This window comes from uncultured Piscinibacter sp., from assembly GCF_937952055.1.
Classification (GTDB): Bacteria; Pseudomonadota; Gammaproteobacteria; order Burkholderiales; family Burkholderiaceae_C; genus Piscinibacter.
Window position 1 is genome coordinate 694,352 of sequence record NZ_CALFYO010000021.1, and the last position, 24,363, is coordinate 718,714.

21 protein-coding genes are annotated in these 24,363 nt (G+C 72.3%); 4 read left to right on the plus strand and 17 right to left on the minus strand.

Annotated elements, in window-relative coordinates:
* The first annotated feature begins 11 nt into the window (after positions 1 to 11).
* Together Q0599_RS17545 and Q0599_RS17550 are read left to right on the plus strand one after the other, a co-directional pair.
* Positions 12 to 935 carry a hypothetical protein gene (locus Q0599_RS17545; RefSeq protein WP_298832068.1) on the plus strand — a complete coding sequence of 308 codons (924 nt, stop codon included), beginning with the start codon at positions 12 to 14 and terminating at the stop codon, positions 933 to 935.
* A gap of 20 nt (positions 936 to 955) precedes the next feature.
* Complete coding sequence (locus tag Q0599_RS17550) at positions 956 to 1,993, plus strand: GSCFA domain-containing protein (RefSeq protein WP_298832073.1); 1,038 nt, start codon at positions 956 to 958, stop codon at positions 1,991 to 1,993.
* A gap of 22 nt (positions 1,994 to 2,015) precedes the next feature.
* Here Q0599_RS17550 and Q0599_RS17555 read toward each other — a convergent pair whose 3' ends face one another.
* On the minus strand, positions 2,016 to 2,750 hold the full coding sequence (locus tag Q0599_RS17555) for a hypothetical protein (protein WP_298832076.1): 735 nt from the start codon (positions 2,748 to 2,750) through the stop codon (positions 2,016 to 2,018).
* 60 nt (positions 2,751 to 2,810) lie between these two features.
* Positions 2,811 to 3,581, minus strand: coding sequence for a DUF6270 domain-containing protein (locus Q0599_RS17560; protein WP_298832079.1), 771 nt, complete (start codon positions 3,579 to 3,581; stop codon positions 2,811 to 2,813).
* A gap of 196 nt (positions 3,582 to 3,777) precedes the next feature.
* On the opposite strand from Q0599_RS17560, the gene Q0599_RS17565 reads away from it, so the two are divergent.
* Together Q0599_RS17565 and Q0599_RS17570 are read left to right on the plus strand one after the other, a co-directional pair.
* A complete protein-coding gene (locus tag Q0599_RS17565) occupies positions 3,778 to 5,190 on the plus strand; it encodes a glycosyltransferase family A protein (RefSeq protein ID WP_298832081.1) in 1,413 nt (470 codons plus the stop codon).
* 8 nt (positions 5,191 to 5,198) lie between these two features.
* Entirely contained in the window at positions 5,199 to 7,178 is a 1,980-nt protein-coding gene (locus tag Q0599_RS17570; protein WP_298832084.1) for a capsular polysaccharide biosynthesis protein, read from the plus strand.
* On the opposite strand, the gene Q0599_RS17575 is transcribed toward Q0599_RS17570, so the two are convergent.
* The 15 genes from Q0599_RS17575 to Q0599_RS17645 form a co-directional block, all read right to left on the minus strand.
* The gene (locus Q0599_RS17575) at positions 7,144 to 8,463 is read right to left on the minus strand and encodes a hypothetical protein (protein ID WP_298832087.1); all 1,320 of its coding nucleotides are present in this window, start codon (positions 8,461 to 8,463) and stop codon (positions 7,144 to 7,146) included. The two genes, Q0599_RS17570 and Q0599_RS17575, sit on opposite strands and share 35 nt — an antisense overlap.
* Positions 8,460 to 10,361: a nucleoside-diphosphate sugar epimerase/dehydratase gene (locus tag Q0599_RS17580; RefSeq protein WP_298832089.1), complete on the minus strand. Its 1,902-nt coding sequence runs from the start codon at positions 10,359 to 10,361 to the stop codon at positions 8,460 to 8,462. Before Q0599_RS17580 ends, Q0599_RS17575 begins: the two co-directional genes overlap by 4 nt.
* Positions 10,358 to 10,960: a sugar transferase gene (locus Q0599_RS17585; protein ID WP_298832092.1), complete on the minus strand. Its 603-nt coding sequence runs from the start codon at positions 10,958 to 10,960 to the stop codon at positions 10,358 to 10,360. The genes Q0599_RS17580 and Q0599_RS17585 overlap by 4 nt, the downstream gene beginning before the upstream one ends.
* Before the next feature lie 10 nt (positions 10,961 to 10,970).
* Positions 10,971 to 11,972, minus strand: coding sequence for a KpsF/GutQ family sugar-phosphate isomerase (locus Q0599_RS17590; protein WP_298832095.1), 1,002 nt, complete (start codon positions 11,970 to 11,972; stop codon positions 10,971 to 10,973).
* Between the two features lie 34 nt (positions 11,973 to 12,006).
* The gene (locus tag Q0599_RS17595) at positions 12,007 to 13,170 is read right to left on the minus strand and encodes a DegT/DnrJ/EryC1/StrS aminotransferase family protein (RefSeq protein ID WP_298832100.1); all 1,164 of its coding nucleotides are present in this window, start codon (positions 13,168 to 13,170) and stop codon (positions 12,007 to 12,009) included.
* Entirely contained in the window at positions 13,167 to 13,868 is a 702-nt protein-coding gene (locus Q0599_RS17600) for a class I SAM-dependent methyltransferase (RefSeq protein WP_298832762.1), read from the minus strand. The genes Q0599_RS17595 and Q0599_RS17600 overlap by 4 nt, the downstream gene beginning before the upstream one ends.
* On the minus strand, positions 13,868 to 15,085 hold the full coding sequence (locus tag Q0599_RS17605) for a glycosyltransferase family 4 protein (protein ID WP_298832103.1): 1,218 nt from the start codon (positions 15,083 to 15,085) through the stop codon (positions 13,868 to 13,870). Before Q0599_RS17605 ends, Q0599_RS17600 begins: the two co-directional genes overlap by 1 nt.
* Positions 15,082 to 16,188 carry a glycosyltransferase gene (locus Q0599_RS17610; protein ID WP_298832106.1) on the minus strand — a complete coding sequence of 369 codons (1,107 nt, stop codon included), beginning with the start codon at positions 16,186 to 16,188 and terminating at the stop codon, positions 15,082 to 15,084. Before Q0599_RS17610 ends, Q0599_RS17605 begins: the two co-directional genes overlap by 4 nt.
* Entirely contained in the window at positions 16,185 to 18,158 is a 1,974-nt protein-coding gene (gene asnB, locus Q0599_RS17615) for an asparagine synthase (glutamine-hydrolyzing) (protein ID WP_298832108.1), read from the minus strand. The genes Q0599_RS17610 and asnB overlap by 4 nt, the downstream gene beginning before the upstream one ends.
* A complete protein-coding gene (locus tag Q0599_RS17620; protein WP_298832111.1) occupies positions 18,158 to 19,426 on the minus strand; it encodes a lipopolysaccharide biosynthesis protein in 1,269 nt (422 codons plus the stop codon). Before Q0599_RS17620 ends, asnB begins: the two co-directional genes overlap by 1 nt.
* Positions 19,423 to 20,619, minus strand: a complete 1,197-nt coding sequence (locus tag Q0599_RS17625) for a glycosyltransferase (protein ID WP_298832114.1) — start codon at positions 20,617 to 20,619, stop codon at positions 19,423 to 19,425. Before Q0599_RS17625 ends, Q0599_RS17620 begins: the two co-directional genes overlap by 4 nt.
* A complete protein-coding gene (locus Q0599_RS17630) occupies positions 20,616 to 21,482 on the minus strand; it encodes an FkbM family methyltransferase (protein WP_298832117.1) in 867 nt (288 codons plus the stop codon). Before Q0599_RS17630 ends, Q0599_RS17625 begins: the two co-directional genes overlap by 4 nt.
* Complete coding sequence (locus Q0599_RS17635; RefSeq protein ID WP_298832120.1) at positions 21,479 to 22,585, minus strand: DegT/DnrJ/EryC1/StrS aminotransferase family protein; 1,107 nt, start codon at positions 22,583 to 22,585, stop codon at positions 21,479 to 21,481. The genes Q0599_RS17630 and Q0599_RS17635 overlap by 4 nt, the downstream gene beginning before the upstream one ends.
* Position 22,586: 1 nt before the next feature.
* Entirely contained in the window at positions 22,587 to 23,168 is a 582-nt protein-coding gene (locus Q0599_RS17640; RefSeq protein WP_298832123.1) for an acyltransferase, read from the minus strand.
* Between the two features lie 86 nt (positions 23,169 to 23,254).
* Positions 23,255 to 24,316: a Gfo/Idh/MocA family oxidoreductase gene (locus tag Q0599_RS17645; protein WP_298832126.1), complete on the minus strand. Its 1,062-nt coding sequence runs from the start codon at positions 24,314 to 24,316 to the stop codon at positions 23,255 to 23,257.
* Positions 24,317 to 24,363 lie beyond the last annotated feature (47 nt).

Below are 24,363 nucleotides of genomic sequence, written 5' to 3' on the forward strand. Positions count from 1 at the left end.
GAGACGCGACCATGCAGAACATCGCCATCACGGATCTCCCATCGCACGCCCAACCGGTACTGGTGGAGTTCGAGGGGCTGCGGCTGCCGGTGCACTACCGCAAGGGCTCGAGCCCCAACCTGGTGGTCGTGTTCCACGGCGCGGTGGACCAGGCCAAGCGCCCGCTGCCCTTCTTCCAGCCGCACTTCTCGGTCGCCTCGGGGGCCCATCAGATCTCGATCTCGGACCCGACCCTGGCGCGCAGCACAGAGTTGAAGGCGGCGTGGTATGCCGGCGCGCACGACCTGCCGCTGCAGCAGGTCCTGCCGCGCTTCTTCGCGCGCCTCAGCCAGTTGCTGCAGGTGAAGCGCACCATCTACTTCGGCGCCTCCGCGGGCGGCTTCGCGGCGCTGTTCTACTCTCACGCGCATCCGGGCAGCCTGGCGCTGGTGGCGAACCCGCAGATCAACCTGTTGAACTATCTCGAGGGCCCGATTACCTCGTACCGCGAACATTGCTGGCCTCGAGCGATCGATGCCACGGCGCTCGCGTCGCAGCTCTGTGTGAACGTCGCCGAGCTCTATGCGCAGTCCGTACCCAATTTCGTCTGCCTGCTCAATGCCGCTGGCGACCGATATCACCTCTACAACCAGACCCTCGATCTGGCGAAGGGCCTGAAGCCGGATGCGCGCAACCGCGTGATCCTGCACAGTGAGTATTACGGCATCCCGGGCCACAGCGGCTCGATCCCGATGCCGGCCTGCACGCCCTGGCTCAAGGCCGCGATGTACGCGCCCAACCTGTACGCCGACTCCATCCTGACCAAGCTGCACCAGCTGCGCGCACCGGCGGCGCCCCCCGCATCCACCCCGGCATCACCGGCGAAATCGGCCGCCGTGGATGCCGAGGACCTGCGCCTGGCCGATGCCGTGGCGCAGTGGCAGCTGACGCAATAAGCTCTAGAGACGCAAACGCCATGGCCGCCAATCCCTACTCCAAGCTCGCGCCGCGCGCCTACTGGCGCTCGGCGGTGTCGGACGTCCACTTCGCCGAACTCTCCGAGTTGTGGCAGCCGCTGCCGCTGACGCGGCAGGACAAGATCGCCACCGCAGGCTCGTGCTTCGCCCAGCACATCGGCAACAACCTGGCACGGCGCGGTGCGGCGTTCATGGACCTCGAGCCGCCGCCGCCGTCGCTGTTCGCGTCGCTGGAGGACGCGCGACGGTTCGGCTACCGTGTGTACTCCTGCCGCTACGGCAACATCTACACCGCCCGGCAACTGCTGCAGCTCTTCGAGGAGGCGTTCGGCCGGCGCACTCCCGCCGAGATCGTCTGGCAGCGCGACGGCCGCTTCTTCGACGCGCTGCGGCCGAGCGTGGACGCGGTGGGACAGGCGAGCGCCGATCTGGTGCTCAAGCTGCGTCGGGCGCACCTGAAGCGTGTCCGCGCGATGTTCGAGACGCTGGACCTGTTCGTCTTCACGCTCGGCCTGACCGAAGCCTGGCTGTCGCGCGAGGACGGCACCAGCTTCCCGACGGCGCCGGGGACGATCTGCGGCGAGTTCGACCCGGCACGCTACGAGTTCCGCAACTTTGGCTACCCCGAGATCGCCGAAGACATGACGCGCTTCTGGACGGGCCTGCGCGAGGTCAACCCGCGCGCGCGGCTGCTCTTGACCGTGTCACCGGTGCCGCTCACCGCCACGGCCTCCGGAGAGCACGTTCTCGTCGCGACGACGTACTCGAAGTCGGTGCTGCGCGCCGTGGCCGGTGACCTGGCGAAGAACCTGCCCGACGCCTGGTACTTCCCGTCCTACGAGATCATCTCCTCGCACCCGTCCCGCGGCATGTTCTACGACCCGAACCTGCGCACGGTCAACGAGTTCGGCGTGAACTACGTGATGAGCCACTTCTTCTCGGGAAGGCTCGCGCAGGAGTTCGGAGCCGGCGAGGCCGCCGCCCCGGAAGAAGACCCCGAACTGGTATGCGACGAGGAGGCGCTCGACCCGAAGTGAACACCTCGGCTCAGCCAGTCACTCAGCCCTGCACCTTGTTGCACACCACCTTGGGCGCCGCGCGTCCGGCCCGGCGCGATGCCGGCACCTCGTTGTCGTCCGCCAGCCATTCGAAGCGGACGCGCACGTTGTCCGTGCGAATGCCGGTGTAGCCATACATCGTCTTGGCGGTCGGGAACGCGATACCTTCCCACACCACGTCACCGTCCACCCGCACGGTCAGCTTGCGGTTCTCGTCCAGGCTTGCCGCCAGCGTGCGCGGCTCGCCGACCTTGATCGGCGCCACCGGCTTTTCGAACCTGGCCGGCACCAGCTTGTAGCCCTTCACCCCGCACTGGGCGTGGGTCGTCTTGCCTTCGTTGACCTTCATCGAGACCACCAGTCCGGGCTCCGGCTCGATGCCCCACATGACGTAGATCACGTTGCAGCTGTCCTCGGCACGCAGCTTGACGCCGAGTTGCCGTCGCACGACACCCGACGCCAGCTTCGTCTCACCCGCGGCGGGGCCCAGGTACTCGAACTTGATCGCCCCGGCACTGTCGTCGGAACCTTTGACGACCGCCCGCGAACTGGGCGAATTGATGACGAACCTGCCGCGGGCTTCCTTCTCGACCACGCCGTTGGTGACGCAGACGTCGCCTGCCTTCACGCCACGTTCACGCGGCTCGGCCACGGACATCAGCCCGAACGTCAGCAGCGGGACGGCGACCCAGAGTCGGGCGCGGCGGAAATCGCGGGAGTGTGCGGTCACGAGCATGATGGGGTCTCCAGGTGAAGCGCGTTCAGTGCGTGCGCTGCTCAACGTCCGACCGCATCCTCACGCCGACAGACCCGCCACCGCGCCACGTCCATCGAGCTGCGCGGCCAGCGACGACCATAACGTGCGGTAGTACCCGATGTCGTAGTGGAATGGCGTCAGGTCCCACAGGTGCTCGCCACCGGCCAGCGCACCGGCAGCCCCGGGACCGATGATCGGCGCGTCCAGAGCCTGCGCCAGCCGCGCATAGGCCGCGTCCAGGTACTCGTTCCAGCGCAGGATCGGCGCGGTGTCGGGAAAGCCCCGAACTTCGCCCTCGGCCAGGTAGCGCATCGCGTAGGGGGCCGCATGCACGATGAAGCGTGTCTTCGGCAAGTCGGCGCGCAGGCGGTCGATCAGGGTCTCGAGGCTGTGCGCCTGGAGCCGCAGCCAGTCCGCGCTGAACGGGCTGGCGATACGCGGCAGGCGCTGCAGGCCATGTTCGGTGAGGAACTCCTTGCTCACCTTGGTGACCGTCAGCGCGCCGTCGTCGAAGAGGTAGGTGGCATGCCGCTCGTCGATCAGGTCCAGCACCAGCACCTCGGGCGCGTCCTTGGCGAGCACCCGGAAGTAGTCCTTGCGCGCGTCGAGCACGAAACGCCGATCGTCGAAGCGCTTGGCCACGTGCCCGGCAAGCTTGGCGACGACGCGTGCCGGCGGGCGGCCGGACATCGAGATCAGCGTGGCGCGGGAGACGTAGGGGCCGAGTTCCACCGCGTCCAGGGCCTGCGGAATGTGCGTGAACAGGTCTCGCGAGACGCAGGAGCCGAGGATTGCCAGCCTGTGCTTCATCGATCCTCCCGACACGTCTTCCTCTGCACGCGCTGACACCCTTCAGGCCGCCGAGGACGGCAACGTGCCGCGTGTCGAACGGTGTCGGGATTCTATTCGTGGCCAGCGCCGGGGCTTGACTGCGCGGCCTGCGGCAGCGCTGACGCGATAATCGCCGGCTCCCGCTTCCTCACCACGCCTTAGGCCCACCCGAACCATGTCCTTCAGAGCACGCGCGCGACGCTACGCGGCGGCCGTGCGGCTGGCCATTCAGGGCCCCCCGATACACCGGCTGCTGCGCCTGCTTCGTCGCGGCCGATCCCAGGGCGTCGAGTACTGCGACCTGTGCCTGCAACTCGGCCTCGGCGAGCGTGCCACGACCGGCATGCGCGATACGCCGGAAGCGTCGAAGCTCCCGTCGATGGCGATCCGGCTCGCTGCGTTGCTCGGCAAGGCGGACGAGGCGGTCGAACTCGCCCGTTCGCTGGCGGCCCGGTTGCCCGACCCGGCAATCCCCCGGCGCGACATCGACGCGGCCATGAACTGCACGGCGCCGCTGGCGCCCGCGGTGGCCCTCGACCTCATCCGCGCCAGCGGTCGACCCTCGGCCGCCGAGGCAGCGCTGCTGCTGCGGCTCGGCGAGCGCGACGCGTGCGAAACGCACTTGGAGGCGCATGCCGAACTGCTCGGCCCGCAGCGCTGGCTGCTCTGGGCCAACCTGCAGCCCTCAGCGCCACGGCAACTGGAGGGTCTGAACCGCTTCCTGCAGGCAAACGGACTCTCGCGCGTGCGGCTGCTCGACGCCGCGAAGGCGCTCGCCGTCGGCAACATCGACGTGGACGGCACGCCAGCGACACCGGCCCGGAACGCGGTGAAGCTGAGCGTGGTGATGACCTGCTTCGATTGCGCGGACTACGTCGAGGCGGCGGTCCGGTCCGTGCTCGGCCAGCACCATCGCGATCTCGAGCTGATTGCCGTCGACGACGCGAGCCGCGACCAGACCTGGCAGCGACTCGTGGCGATGTCGCGCACCGACACCCGACTCCGGCCCGTCCGGCTGAAGCGCAATCTGGGCACCTACGCGGCCAAGAACATCGGCCTGGCGCTCGTGCAGGGCGACGTCATCGCGTTCAACGATGCGGACGACTGGTCGTGCCCCGAACGCTTCGGCCTGTGCCTCGAGGTGCTGCGCCGGCGACCTTGGGTGCAGGCCGTCAGCTGCGAGTACATCCGGCTGCAGGACGACGGCCTCTTCTGGTCCAGCCTGGTCTGGCCGATGCAGCGGCGCACGCCGAATTCGATCGTCTTCCGCAGGCAGGTGCTGCAGCGCATCGGCTACTTCGACGAGCACCGCTTCGGCTCCGACGGCGAATACTTCACCCGCCTCCAGGTGGCATTCGGTCCGCGCTCGCTCTACCGTCTCGGCCGCCCGCTGATCGTGGCGGCCAGCCGCGAGAACTCGCTGATGACCGCCGCGGCCACGGGCCTGGACTCACGCGGACGCTCGCAGGCGCGTGCCCGGTTCCAGGAGTCATGGACGGAACGGCTGCTCCAGCAGGCCCTGGCAGGAGCCTCGCTGTACCGCGCGGCGCAGTCCGGCACGGCCGAGGCCATCGCAGAAACGACCTGAGCTCAGCGATGGCCTTCGTCACCCGCCGCATCGGCCCCTGTCTGACGCCGCACCTCTCCACGCTGCTGGGCGCGCCGCTGCGCTACCGCCCCGTCGTGCTGCGCCATGACAAGGTCGAGGCGATCGTCGGCTGGGGCTTGAAAGGCGTCTTCGCCCGCGACGCCGCCTGGGCCGCCCGGCACGGCCTGCCCTACCTCGCCCTCGAGGACGGCTTCCTGCGCTCGGTGCGGCCGGGCGACGGCGATGCCGCGCTGAGCGTCTCGATCGACCCGGTCGGCGTCTACTACGACGCGCACCGACCCTCCAAGCTCGAGCAGGACATCGCGCGAGCGCGCAGCATCGACGAACTGGCGCGCGGCGAGCGCATCGTGGCTGCATGGCGAGACGGCCGGCTGTCCAAGTACAACCACGCACGCGAGATGCCGCCGCCGGCGTCCGGGCCCTTCGTGCTGGTGGTCGACCAGACGGCCGGCGATGCGTCGATCGCCTACGGCATGGCCAGCGAGCACAGCTTCCTGCGCATGCTGGAGGCCGCGCTCGACGAGCACCCCGGCCTGCCGGTGGTGCTGAAGGTGCATCCGGACGTGGTCGAGGGTCGCAAGCGCGCCCACTTCGGCGCACTGACGCCCGGCCAGGCGTCGCGCGTGACCCTGCTCGCGACCAACGCGCACCCGCCGGCGCTGCTCGAGGCCGCGGCGGCGGTCTACGTCGTGACTTCGCAGATGGGCTTCGAGGCGCTGATGTGGCGCAAGCCGGTGCGCTGCTTCGGCATGCCCTTCTACGCCGGCTGGGGACTGACCGGCGACGAACTGCCGGCGCCCGAACGCCGGCGCGGCGCCCGCGCCGTCACGCTGGCTGGCCTCGCCCACGCCGCGCTGGTCGACTACCCCCGCTACATCGACCCCGAGACCTTCGAGCGCTGCGAGGCCGAGCGCGTGATGGACTGGATGGCGCTGCAGCGACGCATGCGCGAGCGCTTTGCGCCGCAGGTGCAGGCGGCAGGCTTCTCGCAGTGGAAGCAGCCGAGCGTGCGCGCCTTCCTCGGCGGCAGCACGGTGCGCTTCGTCGAGCAGGCGCAGCCGCTGGCCGAGGGCGAGGCGCGCGCCGTGTGGGGCCGCGGCGAGCCGGTCCCCGGGTTGCTGCGCCTCGAGGACGGCTTCCTGCGCTCGGTGGGCCTGGGCGCGAACCTGGTGCAACCGCTGTCGTGGGTGATCGACCGCAGCGGCATGTACTACGACGCCGGCGCGCCCTCGGACCTGGAGCACCTGCTCGAGGCCGGTGGCTTCGACGCCGCCCTGCAGGAACGCGCACGGGCGCTGCGCCAGGCCATCGTGGCGCGCGGCATCACCAAGTACAACGTCGGCGCCGGGGCCTGGCAGCGGCCCCCGGGATCGCGCCGCGTGGTGCTGGTGCCCGGACAGGTGGAGAACGACGCCTCGATCGCCTTCGGTGCGCCGGCCGTGCGCACCAACCTCGGCCTCCTGGAGGCGGTGCGCGCCCTGCGGCCCGACGCCTGGATCGTCTACAAGCCGCACCCCGACGTGCTGGCCGGCAAGCGCCCCGGCGAGGCCGGCATGGACGAGGCGCGGCGCTGGTGCGACGAGGTGGTGACCGACGTGCCCATCCACCGCCTCTTCGAGCAGGTCGACGAACTGCACGTGCTCACCTCGCTGGCCGGCTTCGAGGCGTTGCTGCGCGGCCGGCCGGTGGTCTGCCACGGCCTGCCCTTCTACGCCGGCTGGGGCCTGACCGAGGACCGCCACGCCTGCCCTCGCCGCACGCGCCGACTGACGCTCGACGAGCTGGTGGCGGGCGCGCTGATCGCCTACCCGACCTACGTGAGCCGCACCACCGGTGCCTTCACCACGCCCGAGCGCGTGCTGCACGAACTGGCGCACTGGCAGGCCAGCGCGCCGCCGGCGGATCCGTGGTGGCTGCGCGCCCTGCGCCGCCTCAAGCGATGGCGTGCCCGGCTTCGGCGGCCCTGAGCGGCACTTCGGCCGGGCGCGGTACCACCAGCGTCAGCCGCGCGGCGCGGAAGTGCTTCATCACCACCTCGGCCGTCGCCTCGACGTCCGCGGCGGTGTAGGCCCAGGCGTCGCCCGGGGCCTGGTAGCAGCGCAGCACGCTGGCGCGCAGCGCCGCGCCGGCCTCGGCGTCGCCCTGCGCAGCGGCCACCTCGCGCAGCCGCTGGCCGAAGCTCTGCGGCGTGGCCATCACCAGGGGCTTCGCGTCGGCGTAGAAGCTCGGCGCGAAGCAGATCACCCGCTCGCCGCGCACCAGCGCCTCGAAGCCCACCGTGGAGTTGATGCAGACGACGATCGGGTCGGCGCGGTGGAAGCGCGCGAGGTTGCCGCCGACCATGTGCGCCCCGGCGGGCAGGCGGTAGTGCGTCGCGTCCATCGGGTGGCGCTTGAACAGCACCGGCGCGCCCGGCAGCACGCGCTGCACCTCGGTGCTGACGAAGTCTATGAAATGCTGGTTGTCGGTGAACGGCGAGTGCAGCACCAGCTGCGAGTCGGTCGCCAGCTGCAGCGGCACGACGACCAGCGGCTCGCCAGGCCCCTTGGGCACGGGCACGTTCTCGCCGTCGGCGAGGTGGTGCTCGGTGCGCCACTGCGCCCAGGCCAGCCGCAGGTAGGGGCCGAGCGCGTAGCGCTTGTGCTGGATGCGGCCGCGGTCGCGGTTGACCAGGCAGGCCAGCGCGTTGTGGACCAGGAAGCGCGCGAACCGGGTGCGCAGCCAGGGCTCGGCCTCGCGCTTGTCCAGCGGGTCGTCGGCGGCGACGCCATGCAGTCCGGGCAGGCTCTCGGCGCGCTGCAGGCTGAAGCGCGAATTCAGCCCCTGCGTGCTCAGGCTGGAGGTGCTGTAGCGGAACGCACCGCGCTCGAAGTACAGCACCACCACCCCCAGCTCGGCAGCGGCCAGCCGCGCCGCCACCGAGAACGGCCGCGCATCGGAGAACACCAGGCACAGCTCGATGCCTTCCTCGGCGAAGCGCTGGCGGAACCAATCGACCGCGTGGGCGAACACCGACATCGAGCGCGGGTCCTTCATCGGCGCCCAGGTGGCGTGGTCGAACTCGTGCGGCAGCTCGCGCAGGTGCTCCGACAGCCCGGGCTGCCAGACCAGCGCGCGGTCGCCGCCGGTGTACAGCCGGTAGGCCGGCGACGAGAGCAGCGCCACCACGTCGCCGCCGGTGCGCCGGGCCAGCGTGGCGGCGAGGGCACCGAAGTGCCCGCTGTAGGCCGGGTCGAGGTAGGCGATCTTCATCGGAGTGCGGATTGTGGCACCGGCGCGGCGGCCTCCGCCGCGGGCCCCTCGCGATACTCGGGCACGCAGCCGGCGAGCCGCCTCTGCACCTCGGCATCGTCGGCCAGCGCCGTGCCTGCGGCCCACTCGAGCAGCGCCACCACCCGCTCGTTGCCGCCCGCCAGGCGCGCCAGGTGGATGCCCGGCACATTGGTCGGCAGCGTGGCGTCGGCATCGGCGAGCAGTTCCTCGTAAAGCTTCTCGCCCGGGCGCAGCCCGGTGAAGACGATCTCCACCTCGCCCGGCCCGCGGCCGGCCAGGCGGATCATCTCGCGCGCCAGGTCGACGATGCGCACCGGCTCGCCCATGTCGAGCACCAGCACCTGGCCGCTCTCGCCGATCGCCGCGGCCTGCAGCACCAGGCGCGCCGCCTCGGTGGTGGTCATGAAGTAGCGGATCACGTCCGGGTGCGTCACGGTGACCGGCCCGCCGCGCCCGATCTGCTCCTTGAACTTCGGGATCACGCTGCCGCTGGAGCCGAGCACGTTGCCGAAACGCACTGCCATGAAGCGGGTGGCCGGGTAGCGCGCGGCCAGCGTCACGATGGCCATCTCGGCGGCGCGCTTGGTGGCGCCCATCACGTTCGTCGGGTTGACCGCCTTGTCGGTGCTGATCAGCACGAAGCGCTGCGCGCCGCACTCGGCGGCGGCGCGTGCCGCCAGCCAGGTGCCGAGCGAGTTGTTGCGCAGCGCCGCCCAGGCGTTGTCGCGTTCCATCAGCGGCACGTGCTTGTAGGCCGCAGCGTGGAAGACGATGTCGGGACGCCACTGCGCGAAGGTGGCGCGCAGCTGCGCCTCGTCGCGCACGTCGCCGATCAGGCGCACCAGCGGCAGGTCCGGGAACTGCTCGCCGAGCGCCTGCTCGACGCTGTACAGGTTGAACTCGCCCAGTTCGTAGAGCACCAGCCGCGCCGGCCGGTAGCGCGCGATCTGCCGGCACAGTTCACTGCCGATGCTGCCACCCGCGCCGGTGACCAGCACGGTGCGGCCTTGCAGCACCTCGCCGATGCCGGCCTCGTCGAGCTGCACCGGCGCGCGGCCGAGCAGGTCCTCGGGCTCCATGTCGCGCAGCTGCTGGCGCATGCCCTCCTGCAGCTCCCGCGCGCTGGGCACGGTGAGCACCGGCAGCTCGGTCGGCAGCACCAGGTCGACGGCGCGGCGGCGCTGCGCCGGCGTGGCGCCAGGCATGGCGATGACGAGATGGGTGACGCCCAGCCGCCCGGCCTGAGCCGCCACCGTGGACAGGGGCCCGAGCACCGGCACGCCGGCAACGCGGCCGCCCTGCTTCCCGGCGTCGTCGTCGAGCAGACCGACGACCAGCCAGCCGTCGTGCTGGATGCCGGCGATGAGCCGGCGTGCGGCACTGCCGGCGCCGAGCACGAGGGCGCGGCGGATCTCGCCGCTGGCGCCGACGATGCGGCTGCGCATGTGCTCGTAGAGCATGCGGTAGCCGATGCGCGCCAGCGTCAGCCCCATCAGGCTGATCACCGGGTGCAGCGCCAGCACGGCGCGCGGCACCTTGCTCAGGCCCAGCCCCATCACGGCCGCGGCGCCCAGTCCGCCGGCGATGGCGCAGGCGAGCATCAGCCGCTGGATGTCGCCGAAGCCGGCGAAGCGCCAGATGCACCGCGGCACGCCGAAGGCGACGAACACGGCCATGTACAGCGCGACCAGCGCGAGCAGGACCCAGGCATCGTAGTCGGGTCGCGCCGAGGTCCAGCGCTCGAAGCCGAGGCGGAACAGGTAGGTGGCGTTCCAGGCCAGCGCGATGACCACGGCATCGACGAGCAGCGCGAAGATCCGCCGGTGCGGGCGCATGCGCACCAGCAGCCGCTCGAGCGCGACCCAGCCCTGCGTCACGCCGCGCCCCCGCGACGCAGCAGCACGCCCAGCGTGCGCAGGATGACGCGCAGGTCGGTGGCCAGCGAGGCCCGTTCGACATAGGCCTCGGCCAGGCGCAGCTTGGCCGGCATGATCACATGCACGTACTCGTGCTCCGGGTCGGCGGCGCGCGCCAGCCGCTCGCTCTCGTCGCGGTACTCGATCGAGGCCGGATCGGTGATGCCCGGCCGCACCGACAGCACCTTGTCGCGCAGCGCCGGCGGATACATCGCCACGTAGCGCGGCACCTCGGGGCGCGGTCCGACCAGGCTCATGGCACCGGCCAGCACGTCGATCAGCTGCGGCAGTTCGTCGAGCTTGGCGCGGCGCAGGAAGGCGCCGACCCGGGTGATGCGCGCGTCGGCCCCGATAGTGATGGGCGAGCCCGCCGCGCCGTGGCGCATGGTGCGGAACTTGTGGATGCGGAAGCGGCGCCCGCCGCGGCCGACACGTTCCTGGCGGAAGAACACCGGACCGGGCGAATCGAGCCGGATCGCCAGCGCGATGAGCAGCAGCAGCGGCGAGAGCAGCAGCAGGCCGGCGCCGGCGACGACGAGGTCGAACACGCGCTTGGCCATCGGCGACCGCTCAGATGACCTTGGCGCGCATCAGGTCGTTGGAGTTGAGCGCCCCGACGAGCAGGCCGTCGGCATCGACCACCAGCACGCTGGTGATGCGGTGCGTCTCCATCAGGTCGGCGGCCTCGACGGCGAGGTCGTCCACGCGCACCACGCGCGGCCGGCGGTGCATGACGTCCTCGGCACGCAGCGTGCGCAGGTCGCGCCCGGTCTCGATCAGGCGGCGCAGGTCGCCATCGGTGAAGATGCCCATCACGCGGCCCTGCGCATCGGCCACCGCGGTGGCGCCGAGGCCCTTGCGCGTCATCTCGCGCACGGTGTCGACCAGGCCGGTGGCGGCCTCCACGCGCGGCACGTCGGCGCCACTGCGCATCACGTCGCGCACGTGGGTGAGCAGCTTGCGGCCGAGCGCGCCGCCGGGGTGCGAGCGTGCGAAGTCCTCCTCGCGAAAGCCGCGCGCATCGAGCAGCGCCACCGCGAGGGCGTCGCCCAGCGCCATCTGGGCGGCGGTGCTGGCGGTGGGCGCGAGGTTGAGCGGGCAGGCCTCCTGGTCGACCGCGCAGGACAGCACGAGGTCGGCGTGGCGCGCCAGCGTGCTGTCCGGCCTGCCGGTCATGGCGATGGTCGTCACGCCCAGGCGCTTGATCGCCGGCAGGATGGCGCCGAGTTCGTCGCTCTCGCCCGAGTTGGAGATCGCCAGCACCACGTCGGCCGGCGTCACCATGCCGAGGTCGCCGTGGCTGGCTTCGGCCGGGTGCACGAACATCGCCGGCGTGCCGGTGGAGGCGAGCGTGGCGGCGATCTTGCGGCCGACGTGGCCGCTCTTGCCCATGCCCATCACCACCACGCGGCCGCGGCAGGCAAGCACGGCGCCGACCGCGTCGACGAAGCTGTCGCCCTGGCGCTGCTTGAGGCCGAGCAGCGCGTTGGCTTCGATGTCGAAGGTCTGGCGCGCCAGCGCGAGGATGCGGCCGGGATCGAGCGCCGCTGACGTGGTGGGCCGTTCGGACATGCCGGGCTGAGGGGGTGCTGGGAAAGCCGCGATTCTAGGCGCCGAGGATGCGCCGGGCCGCCTGCGCCACCCGCGCCACGTCGGCCCCGCCCATGCGCGAGTACATCGGCAGGCTGACCATGCGCTCGTAGGCGTGCTGGCTGTGCGGGAAGTCGGCCGCCTTCAGCGCGTAGCGGTCGCGCCAGTAGGGCTGCAGGTGCAGCGGGATGTAGTGCACGCTGCAGCCGATGCCGGCCGCGAACAGCTGCTCGATGAAGGCGTCGCGACCGATGCGCGCGTCGTCGGCGAGGCGCACCACGAACAGGTGCCAGGAGTGCTGCTCGCCGGCCGCCGGCCACGGCGGCAGGTGCAGCGGCAGCCCGTGCAGAGCGCGGTGGTAAGCCTGCGCGACGGCCTCGCGGCGGCGCTGGAACTCGCGCGCGCGCCTGAGCTGGTGGATGCCGATCGCCGAGGCGATGTCGGTCAGGTTGTACTTGAAGCCCGGCGCGACGATCTCGTAGTGCCAGCTCGGCCGGGTGGCGGTGAAGCGGTCGAAGGCGTCACGGCTGATGCCGTGCAGGCGCATCACGCCGATGCGCCGGGCCAGCGCCTCGTCGCGCGTCGCCACCATGCCGCCCTCGCCGGTGGTGATGGTCTTGTTGGCGTAGAAGCTGAACACGGTGGCGTCCGAGTCCAGCGTGCCGACGAGCCTGCCGCCGCAGGTGCTGGGCAGGGCGTGCGCGGCGTCCTCGACGATCTTCAGGCCGTGCCGCCTCGCCAGCGGAACGAGGCGCGCCATGTCGGCGGCCAGGCCGGCGTAGTGCACCGGGATGACCGCCTTCGTGCGTGGGCCGATGGCGCGCTCGACGGCGGCCACGTCGATGCACAGCGTGGCCGGGTCGATGTCGACCAGCACCACGTCGGCGCCGAGATAGCGCACCACCTCGGCGGTGGCGGTGAAGGTGTGCGTGGTGGTGATGACCTCGTCGCCGGGGCCGATGCCGAGCGCCTCCAGCGCGAGGTGCAGTCCGGCGGTCGCCGAGTTCACCGCCAGCGCGTGCAGGCCCGGCTCACCGAGGAAGGCGGCGAAGTCCTGCTCGAAGCGGCGCGTCTTCGGACCGGTGGTGACCCAGCCCGAGCGCAGCGTGTCGACCACCTCGGCGATCTCGTCGTCGCCGATGTCGGGCAGCGCGAAGGGCAGGAAGGGTTCGGCACTCATGGCGCGTCGGGCTTGGCGATCCAGGCGAGCAGGTGGCTGCGCAGCGCCGGAACGGTGTTGAACACAGTGTAGAGGGCCGGATGCAGGCGCACGACGCGGCGCGCGACCGGCGGCGCCAGCGTCACGCGCAGCGCGTCGACGCGGCCCTGCGGGAAGAGCTGCCGCACGCGCGCGAGCGGCACGCCGCGAACGTCGCGATTCGCCGGGTTGTCGACGGTGAAGTCGTACCAGAGCACCGCGCCGCCGGGGCGCAGCCAGCGCCACATCGTCGCGGCCAGGCGCTGCTGGAAGGCGTCGTCGAGCAGCGAGCTGAACACGGTGGAGACGAACACGATGTGCTGCGACGCCTCGGGCAGTGCCAGCGCGCAGGCGTCGCCGCCGTGCAGCGCCAGCGCTCCCGGCAGCAGCGCCCGTGCCTGCGCGAGGCGCTCGGGCAGCAGCTCGACCCCGGCCAGGTGCTCGGGGCGGAAGCCCAGTCGCAGCAGCTCCAGCAGGTTGCCGCCGCTGCCGCAGCCGACCTCAACGAGGCGCAGCGCCGCGGGGTCGTCGACGCCATGCCGCGCGAACAGTCGGCGCATGGCGCGCTGGCGCTCCTGCACGCCAAGCAGCACGTCGGCACGCAGCAGGCTGTAGCGCGGGTCGGCGGCGCTGCGGCGTGCGTAGCGCTCGGCCAGTGCATCGGTCTCCGGGCGCTCCATCATCCGATCGCCTCCAGGAACTTCCGCGCCAGCACCGGATAGCTGTGATGGGCGAGCACGAACTCGCGGCCGCGCCGGCCCATGGCGCGCCGCGCGCCAGGCGACAGCGCGGCGAGCTGGCGCAGGCCCTGCGCCACCGCCTGGGGCGATTCGGGCGCCACCGTCAGGCCGCAGCCGGCGTCGGCCACCGGGTCGTTGCCGGCCTCCACCGAGTGCAGCACCGGCACGCCGGCCATCATGTAGTCCATCAGCTTGTTCGGCGCGATGCCGAAGCGGTACAGCGGCTGGCGCTTCCAGCCGATGTAGGCGATGTCGGCCTCGGCGAGCAGCGCCGGGATCTGCGCCTTGGGCAGCGGATCGAACATCGCCACGTGGGCCAGGCCCTCGGCGGCGACGCGGCCCGCCAGCCGCGCTTTCTCGTGGCCGTCGCCGACCAGCACGAAGGCGTAGCGCTCCTCGCGCAGCAGACCGGCGGCGTCGAGCAGCACGTCCAGCGCGTTGGGCTCGCCGTGCGAGCCGGCGTAGACGACCACCTTGCACCCCGCGCGACGCTGCGCGGCGATGTGCTCGCGCAGCGCCGGCGCCAGCGGCGCGGGCTCGCCGCTCCATTCCTCCGGCGCGATGCCGTTGGGCACGACGTGCAGCTTGCGCAGGTCCAGCCCGTGCGCGGCCAGGTGCGGGCCCACCTTGGGCAGCATCGAGACGACACGGTCGGCATGGCGGCAGGCGTCGTCCTCGGCCTGCTGGCACAGCAGGATGAACGGATGCCAGCGCGACATGCCCGACAGCTCCACCGGCGAGGCGGGCCACAGGTCGTGCACCTCGTGGACGAGGCGCGCGCCGGCGAAGCGGGCGATGCGGCGTGCCGCCCAGATGTCCATCGGGTAGGTGCTGGAGGCGATCACCACGTCCGGCCGGAAGTCCTCGGCCCAGTCCCGCGCATCGCGCCACAGCGCCTTGAGGAAGGCCCAGATGTTGAGCACGCGGCCGACGCCGTTGCCGGCGTAGCGCGGCGTCGCGACCCAGCGGTAGTCGATGCCGTCGATGCGCTCGTCGCCCGCCCCTGCGGGCTGCACGCTGCGCACGTGCGAGAAGGTGGCGGCAACGATCTGCACCCGGTGGCCGAGCCTCACCCACTCGCGCGCCAGGTAGTAGGGCCGGTACTCCATGCCGTGGCGCGGCGAGCCGGCGTAGTGGTTGAGGAGCAGGATGTTCACCGCAACAGCTCTTCGTAAAGGGCGAGCAGCTCGGCCTCGGCGCTGCTCCAGCGGTAGTGGGCCTGCACGGCGGCACGGCCGGCCTCGCCCATCGCCTGCACCGCCTGCGGCGCGTCGACGATGCGGCGGATGGCACCGGCGATCGCCGCCACGTCGGTGGCGTCCACGCAGACACCGCAGCCGTGGCGCACGACGATGTCGCGCCACAGCGGGAAGTCGGAGGCAATCACCGGCAGCCCGGCGGACATGTACTCGAACATCTTGATCGGCAGCGAATCCACGTAGCTCGGCATCGGCAGCAGCGTGACCAGCCCGGCGCGGGCGCGCGACAGCGTGCGGCGCACCTCCTCGCGGCCGACCTGGCCGAGGTACTCCACCTGCGCCCAGCCGGGTTCGGCGGTCAGGGCGGCCTCGAGCACGGCGTCCTCGAAGCGTCCGGCCAGCAGCAGGCGCATGCCGGGCACCTGCGCCACCGCGCGCACCATCTCGAGCGCGCCGCGCGTGCGCATGATGCCGCCGACGTAGCACACGGCACGCTCGCGCGGCACCGCCTCGTCCGGCGGCGCGAGCTCCTCCGGGAACGGGTAGTTGGCCACCGTCACGCTGCGCCGTGCCACCGCCGCGAAGCGCCGCGCGATGTGCGGCGTGGCCGCGACCACCGCGGCCAGGCGCCGCACGCGCGCGTTCTCGTAGCGTTCGAAGGCGCGCGACAGCGTGCCGCGCAGCGCCGCCGGGATCCACTGCTTGGTGAGGATCTGCCTCGGCACGTCCTCGTGCGCGTCGTAGATCGCCGGCACGCCGCCGCGCGCCATCGCCGCGGCCAGCGGCAGCAGCTCGGGATCGTGCACGTGCACCAGCGCCGGTGCGAGCGCGCGCACCGCGGCCAGCGCGCGCGCCGGCTGCACGCGCATGCGCGCGAGCCGCCCGGCCGGCCGCGCACCGATGTCGACGATGCGCACGCCGTCGACCTGCGCGTCGCCCAGCCCGTCGCCCACCACCTGCACCACCTCGTGGCCGGCCTTGGCCAGCGACACGCACTCCTTGCGGAAGATGCGGATGTCGTCGCGCGGGTGCACGGTGGTGACGTGGACGACCCGCATCATGCCGCCGCCTCCGTCCGCATGGCGTGGCCGAGCGTGCGGCCCGGTCGGCCGGCCTCCTCGAAGAAGAGGCGGTGCCACGCCGCGAGGTTGAGCGCGCGCAGCCGCGTGGCCAGCGGCGCATTCGCCAGCGCCAGGCCGGCCGCCGCCGCGGCCTCGCGCACGAAGGCGCTGCCGTCGAGCTGCCGCGCCAGCCAGCCGGCGAGCGGGCCGCCGAACCACTCCTGCTCGGGAATCGGCCAGCCGAGCTTGTCGCGCCGCCAGACGATCTCGTCGGGCAGCGTGCCGGCCATCGCCGCACGCGCCAGCCACTTGGTCCAGCCGGCGTGCAGCTTGTAGGCCGGCGGCACGCTGCACAGGAACTCGACCAGGCGGACGTCCATGAACGGCATGCGCGACTCGACCGACCAGGCCATCGCCGTCTTGTCGGCGTAGAGCAGCAGATTGCGCAAGTTGCCGAGGAAGTCGCCGCGCAAGGCCTGCGCCAGAGTCAGCGAGGGGTCGGAGCCCATGCCGAGGCGCCGCACCAGCGCCGCCAGCGCGCCCTGCCCCGCCGCGCGCCGCAGCAGCTGTCCGCCGAGGCCGATGGCCACGTGCGGAGCGAAGCCCTGCATGCCGGCGAGCGTGGCCCGCGCCTCGGCCAGCGCCGCGACGAACGGCTGGTGCACCAGGCGGTTGCGCAGGTAGCGGGCGTAGCCGGCGAGTTGCTCGTCGGCGCCCTGCCCGTCCAGCGTGACCACCACGCCGCGCTCGGCCACCAGGCGGAAGGTGTGCCAGCTCGCCATCAGCGTGTTCGCCGGTGGCGTGTCCAGCGCCCAGACCATGCGCTCGTGCGCCGCCGGCAGATCGGCAGCACGCGGCTCGATGCGGTTGGAGCGCACGTCGAGCCGCTCGGCCACCCGGGCGATGAAGGCGCTCTCGTCGTGCGCGCGCAGGGCCGGGTCGGCGTAGACGCTGGAGAAGACCTCCTGCCTCTCGAGCGCGCCGCGCGCGCGCAGCTCGGCGTTGACCAGTGCGGCGATGCTCGAGCTGTCGAGCCCGCCCGACAGCGCGGTGCCGAGGCGCACGTCGGCACGCATGCGCAGCCGCACCGCGTCGGCGAGCAATTCGGCGTAGCGCTCCTGCAACTGCGTGGCGCGCCCGGCATCGAACGGCTCGCGCTCGGCACCGGCCGCCGCTTCGGGCCAATGCCAGAACGGGCGCGGCTCGAAGCGCTGCGGCGCGTCCAGCGCCAGCTCGGCCCAGTGGCCGGCGGGGAAGCGCGTGATGCCGGCGAACTCGGTGCCCTCCCGCCAGGCCTGCGGGCCGCTGTGCAGGAACTCGGCGCAGGCCTCCAGGTCCGCCGCCGGGCGCACGCGCGGATGGGCGAGCAGGGCCTTGATCTCGGAAGCGAGCAGCAGCGCGCCATCGTCACCGCGCCAAACGTACAGCGGCTTGACGCCGAAGCGGTCGCGCGCCACGAACAGGGTGCGCCGCGCCGCGTCGAACAGCACCAGCGCCCACATGCCGTTGAAGCGCGCCAGCGCCGCCTCGCCCCATTGCTGGTAGGCGGCCAGCAGCACCTCGGTGTCGCTGTGCGAGACGAAGCGGTGGCCGAGCGACTCGAGCTCGGCACGCAGCTCGACGTGGTTGTAGACCTCGCCGTTGTAGACGGCCCAGAGCTGCTCGCCGCGGCGCATCGGCTGGTGGCCCAGCGGCGACAGGTCGACGATGGCCAGGCGGCGGTGACCGAGCCACAGGCGGGCCTCGCATGCGCCGCCCTCGCCGAGGCGGCCCTGCGGCTGCCACGGCGTCGGCGCCTCGAGCACGGCGGCCGGCGTGTCGGCGCCCGCCAACGGCCGCACGACGGCGCCGTCGACCAGCAGGTGCCCCTCGTCGTCGGGGCCGCGGTGGCGCAGGCGCGCGGTCATCGCCGCCAGCGTGTCGGCGTGTGTCGGCGCGCCGGGCGTGAAGCTGACGACGATGCCGCACATCAGTGGCCCCAGTGCCGCAGGCGGCGAAGGATGAGCAGGTTGTAGAGCAGGATGACGGTGATCTCGGCCAGCACCCAGGCGTGCAGCCCGGCGTCGAGGCTGCCGAAGCGGGCGCCGAGCCAGAAGGCGAGCGGCCTGCAGGCGAGCAGCGCCAGGCCGAACAGCGGCGACCATTTCTGCAGCCCGAGCACGATCAGGCTGGTCGAGGTGGGCGAGCTGACGAACATGACCCACAGCAGCGGCATCAGCAGCTCGGCCATGCGGCCGGCCGGCCGCCACGGCGCGCCGAAGAGCAGCGCGAACAGCTCCTCGCCCCAGCCCATCACCAGCAGCGCCGGCGCGGCGCCGAGCAGCGCGAACAGCCGCCAGGTGTGCAGCAGCAGGGCACGCGCCTCGCGCGGCTGCTGTGCCAGCGCCGCCATGCGCTGGTAGAAGACGCTGCCGGCGGCACCGGCCAGCATGAACAGCGGCAGCGCGAGCACGCGCCAGGCGAGGCTGAACTGGCCGGCTGCCTCCTGCGCATACCAGGCCGCGATGAGCAGCAGCGGCAGTTGCTGGGTCACCACGTCCAGCAGCGCCGACGGCCACAGGTAGCGCGGCGCATCGGCGTGCGCACGCGCCGCCTGCGCCATCTCGGCCGGCCGCGGGCGCGGCGCGCCGTCGCCCGAGGTGCCGACCAGCACGCCCCAGGCGGCGAAACTGCCGACCAGCGCAGCGACGAGCATCCCCGAGGCGACGCCGGCCGCGCCGAGCAGGCTGCCGGCCGCTGCCGCGGCCAGGGCCAGCGCGATGCGCGACAGGCTCATGCGCCGGTAGGCGCGCTGCCGGTTTGCGGCATGCTGCAGCGTCGCCACGACGGCCGTCAGCGCGCCGCCCAGCACCGCCAGCGGCAGCCAGTCGCCGAGCAGATCCACGCCGATGCCGGCGCGCCAGGCCGGCGGCGCCGCCCAGGCCAGCAGGGCCAGCACCGCACCGCCGCCGAGGGCCAGCCACAGACACAGCCGCACCAGGGCTCGCGCCTGCGCATCGTCGCGGGCGATGACGATGCAGTTGTCCAGGCGCAGCGTCAGCAGGATCGCCACGATGCCGGCGACCGCCGTCCACACCCCGTAGCGGCCGAAGTCGGCCGGACCGTACAGGCGCGACCACAGCGGCAGCACGGCGAGCATCACCGCCTGCGCCAGCGCCATGCCGGCGCCGAGCGTCAACGTGTCGCGCACGAAGCCGCGTCCCGGCTCCTTCGGCAGCAGCCCGGCCAGCAGCTTCATCGCCGCGCGATCACCGATTCGTACAGCGCCGCGAGCCGTCCGGCCACGGCGGCGCGCGAGAAGCGCCGCAGCGCGTCGGCGCGAATCGCCGCCGCGTCGAACTCGGCGGCCCGCGCCCTCATCCAAGCCAGCGCCTCGGCCAGCGCGGGCACGTCGTCGACCGCGACCAGGCGCCCATTGCCGTCGTGGACGATCGACTCGGGCCCGCCGCAGCGCGTGGCCAGCACCGGCTTGCCGCAGGCCAGGGCCTCGGCAAGCACGACGCCGAAGGTCTCGTGCCGCGAGGCCAGCACGAAGGCGTGGCAGGCGACGACGTGCTGCGGCACGTCCTGCGGCGCCAGCGCGCCGAGCCAGCGCACGCGGTCGTCCACGCCGAGCGCGCGGGCCAGCTGCCGGTGCGCGGCCGCCTGCGGCCCGGCGCCGCCGATGCGCAGCTCGACGTCGCCGGCCGGCGGGTTCCAGCGGGCAAACGCGCGCAGCAGCGTGTCGATGCCCTTGTGGTGCGTCTGCGCCGCGATGCTGAGCAGCACGAAGGGCCGCGGCGCCGGGTCGCCGGGCAGGAAGCGCCGTTCGTCGACCAGGTTCGGGATCACGTGCGTGCAGGGCAGGCCCTCGGCGCGGATGCGTTCGGCCAGCGCCGGGCTCACCGCCACGCTGGCGGCGGCGTGTTCGAAGGCCTCGCGCAGCTCGGCGCGCAGGCCACCGTCGCGCGTGCGCAGGGCCGGGAACGGAAACGGACCCATGTGTTCGGTCAGCACGTAGGGGATGCCGGTCTGCGCCGACAGCCTGGCGGCGATCCAGCCGGCCGGGTAGGCGACGTGGGCGTGCATCAGCTGCACCGCGCCGAAGCGCTGCGTCATGCGCTCGAGATTGCGCCGCGTCGCGCGCAGCAGCCCGGCGGCGCCGCCGCCGAGCAGGCCCAGGGTCCAGGTCAGTGCCGGGCTGACGGCTTCGTCGATCGCACCGTGGCGGCGCCAGCCGCCCTCGCCCGCGCGCCACCGCCAGCCCAGGGCACGCAGGCTGCTGCGCAGGCTGCGCAGCGACAGCGCGCCGTCGTGATGCCCCCAGCCGCCGACGACCAGGCGCCAGTCCGGCCGCAGCGCCGCGAGCGCCTCGACCTGCTCGCGCACGAACAGGCCCGCGTGCGGGTTGGCCGCGCTCGGGTACCACGACGGGATCACGAAGACGTTCATGTCGCCGTGGCCGGCAGCGCCACGATCATCGAATGGAAGCGCTTCTCGAAGACGCTGCACTCGACCAGGCGCACCACCTCGCCGAAGGCCAGCCGGCGCAGCAGGCCGAGCCAGCGCCAGCGCGCCGCGGGGGTGCGCTCGAAGGTCCAGAAGTGCCGGTAGCCGTGCTGCCGCAGCAGCTCGATGGCCGCGGAGCTGCCGCCTTCGATCTCGGCCGCCGTCTGCTCGAAGACGACCACCGGCCGGTCGCGCGCCAGCAGCGTGGCGGCGCCGCGCAGCACGGCCGCCTCGTGGCCCTCGACGTCGATCTTGATCAACGCGACACGCTGCCCATCGAGCAGGTCCAGGCCGTCGAGGCGGCGCAGCTCGCAGTCGACCACCGCGCCGGCGCCGCCATGCAGGGTCGCCATGCCCAGGTTGTCGGCCGTCACCGCCAGCCGGGCGGGGCCGTCGGCGTCGGACAGGCCGAAGTTCCAGCATCGGATGTTGGGGCGCAGCTCGGCGTTGAGCGCGAGCAGGCGGTAGGTGCGCGGGTTGGGTTCGAACGCCAGCACGGCAGCGAAGTGATCGGCGAAGAACAGCGCGTGGTTGCCGATGTTGGCGCCGATGTCCAGGCAGACTCCTGCGGGCGCGAGGCGCGGCGCCAGCGCCTCCATCAGCAGCTCGAGTTCGTCGCGTTCGTAGCGGCCCCACAGCGCGATGGCCATGCCGACGTGGTCGAAGGCGAAAACTGCCGGTTGCGGCAGGCCGTCGCGCAGGTGCCGCTGCGCCAGCCGCTGCAGCCGGCGCCCGACGTGCGCGGTGTGCATGCGCCGCGCCACGTGAGCGAGCCGCCGCACATGGATCACCTCGCCGGCGCTCATCGCCGCGTCGCGCGCAACGCCGCCACCACCGCATCCTGCTGCGCCTCGCTCAGGTCGGCGCTCATCGGCAGGCTCAGCACGCGCGCCGCCGCTTTGACGCTCTCGCCGCAGCAGTCGGGGCAGCAGTGCCGCGCATAGGCCGGCTGGTGATGCAGCGGCCTGGGATAGTGCACGGCGGTGGGGATGCCCTGCGCCCGCAGCGCCGCCTGCACCGCGGCGCGGTCGTCGACGAACACGGTGTACTGGGCCCAGACGCAGTCGCGGTCCGGCCGTACCGCCAGCAGCTCGATGCCGCTGCCCGCCAGCAGTTCGCCATAGCGCGCCCCGATCTCGCGGCGGCGCTGCAGCTCCCACTCGAAGCGCTCGAGCTTGGCCAGCACGACCGCGCACTGCAGCGTGTCCATGCGCCCGCCGACGCCGACGCGGGTGTGCGTGTAGCGTGCGCTCTGTCCGTGCACACGGATCTCGCGGCAGGCCTGCGCGAGCGCGTCGTCGCTGGTGAAGATCGCGCCGCCGTCGCCGTAGCAGCCCAGCGGCTTGCTCGGGAAGAAGCTGGTGCATCCGAAGGTCGAGAGGTTGCCGCTGCGTCGGCCCCTGTAGCTCGCGCCGAAGCTCTGCGCCGCGTCCTCGATGACCGGGATGTCGCCGTGCCGCGCGGCGATGGCGTTGATCTCGTCCATGTCGGCCACCTGGCCGTACAAGCTGACCGGCATGATCGCCCGCGTGCGCGGGCCGATCTTCGCCTCGAGGCCGCGCACGTCGATGTTGCAGGTGTCGGGCTCGATGTCGACGAACACGGGCTTGCCGCCGAGCAGCACGATCGTCTCGGCAGTGGCGGCGAAGGTGAAAGGCGTGGTGACGACCTCGTCGCCGGGCTTCAGGTCCAACGCCATCAGCGCGATCAGCAGCGCCTCGGTGCCGCTGGCCACCGTGACGCAGTGCTTCGCCCCGGTGAAGGCGGCGAGCCGGTCCTCCAGCTCCTTGACCTCCGGGCCCATGATGTACTGGCCATGGTCGAGCACCGCCTGCATGCGCGCGGCGATGCGGTCCTTCAGCGCCGCGTACTGGCTCTTGAGGTCGATGAATTCGAGCCTGCCCGTCATGTCATGCCCCGGCGAGCGAGCAGACGCCCGCGCGCAGCACGTAGCGTTCGCCCGTGGCCGGGCAGTCGGCCTCGGCGTCGCCCGTGAGCGGCAATGCGAGCCGCTCGCCGTGGCGGCTCATCCAGCCGATCTGCCGCGCCGGCACGCCGACCATCAGCGCGAAGTCGGGCACGTCGCGGTTGACCACCGCGCCGGCGCCGATGAAGGCGTGGCGGCCGATTGTCGTGCCGCAGACGATGGTGCAGTTGGCGCCCAGCGTGGCGCCGCAGCCGACCCGCGTGCGCCGGTACTCGGCCTTGCGGCTGACCGCCGCGCGCGGGTTGTAGACGTTGGTGAACACCATGCTCGGGCCGCAGAACACGTCGTCCTCGAGCGTCACCGCGTCGTAGACCGAGACGTTGTTCTGGATGCGCACGTTGTCGCCGATCGTCACGTCGTTGCCGACGAACACGTTCTGGCCGAACGAGCAGCGTGCGCCGATGCGTGCCCCGGCGCTGATGTGCACGAAGTGCCAGACGCGGCAATCCTCGCCGAGCTGGGCGCCTTCGTCGACGATGGCGCTGGGGTGGATCGTCGTCGGCATCGGTCAATCCCGCCGGGCCGCCCCGAGGGACTGGCACGCCCCCTTGGCCGGCCGTGAACGCAGTGAGCTTGCGGGCCTCATGTGACTCAGTAGGCCAGCGGCAGGCTGACGCGCTTGCCGTCGCGCGCCGACATGTACATCGCGATCAGCAGTTCGAGCGACTTCAGGCCCTCGCGGCCGTCGGTCTCGGGCTGCGCCTCGCCGCGCAGCGTGTTGATCACGTTGTCGTAGTACAGCGGGTGGCCGAAGCCGTAGACCGAGGTGGTGCGGTAGCTCGCGTCGTCGATGTGCGCGTCCATCTCGTGCGGCGCATCGAACTCCCAGTGCTGGATCTCGTTGACGGCCACGCCGCCGATGCGCACCGAACCCCTCTCGCCGAGCACGGTGATCGAGCCTTCGAGGTTCTTCGGGTAGGTGAGCATGGTCACGTTGATCGTGCCCATCGCGCCGTTGCGCCACTTCAGCGCCGCCACGCCGGTGTCCTCCACCTCGATGTTGCGCGCCAGCGTGCCGGTGTAGGCCATCACGCTCTCCACCGGGCCGGCGATCCAGTCGAGCAGGTCGACATAGTGGCTGGCCTGGTTCATGAAGGCGCCGCCGTCGAATTCCCAGGTGCCGCGCCAGTCGGCGCTGTCGTAGTAGCTCTGCGGCCGCGTCCAGAAGACGTTGACGCCGACCATGTAGAGGCGGCCGAAGCGGCCCAGTTCTACTGCCTGCTTGAGCAACTGCAGCGTGCGGTTGCGACGGTTCTGCTTGACGACGAACAGGCGCACGCCGGTCTCGTCGCAGGCGCGCACCATCGCCAGGCCGTCGCTCCAGCGCGTGGCCATCGGCTTCTCGGTCATCACGTCGCGGCCGCTGCGCGCCACTTCGATCGCCTGTGCCGGGTGCAGGCCGCTGGGCGTGGTCAGGATCACGCAGTCGGCGTCGGTGGCGGCCAGCAGCGACGTCAGGTCGCGGTGACCGCGCGCGCCGGTGCGTGCCACGGCGGCCTCCAGCGCCTTCGCGTCGACGTCGCACACGTCCACCAGCTCGCAGCGCGCGGCATGCGCCTTGACGGCCTCGAAATGATTGGCGGCGATGCGGCCACAGCCGGCGAGGGCGAAGCGGATCTTGCGGTCGGTGATGGCTGGACGACGGACGTGCATCGCGGGGGCGTGGACCGTGCGGCGGGCGCCCGGGAAGCGCGACGGCC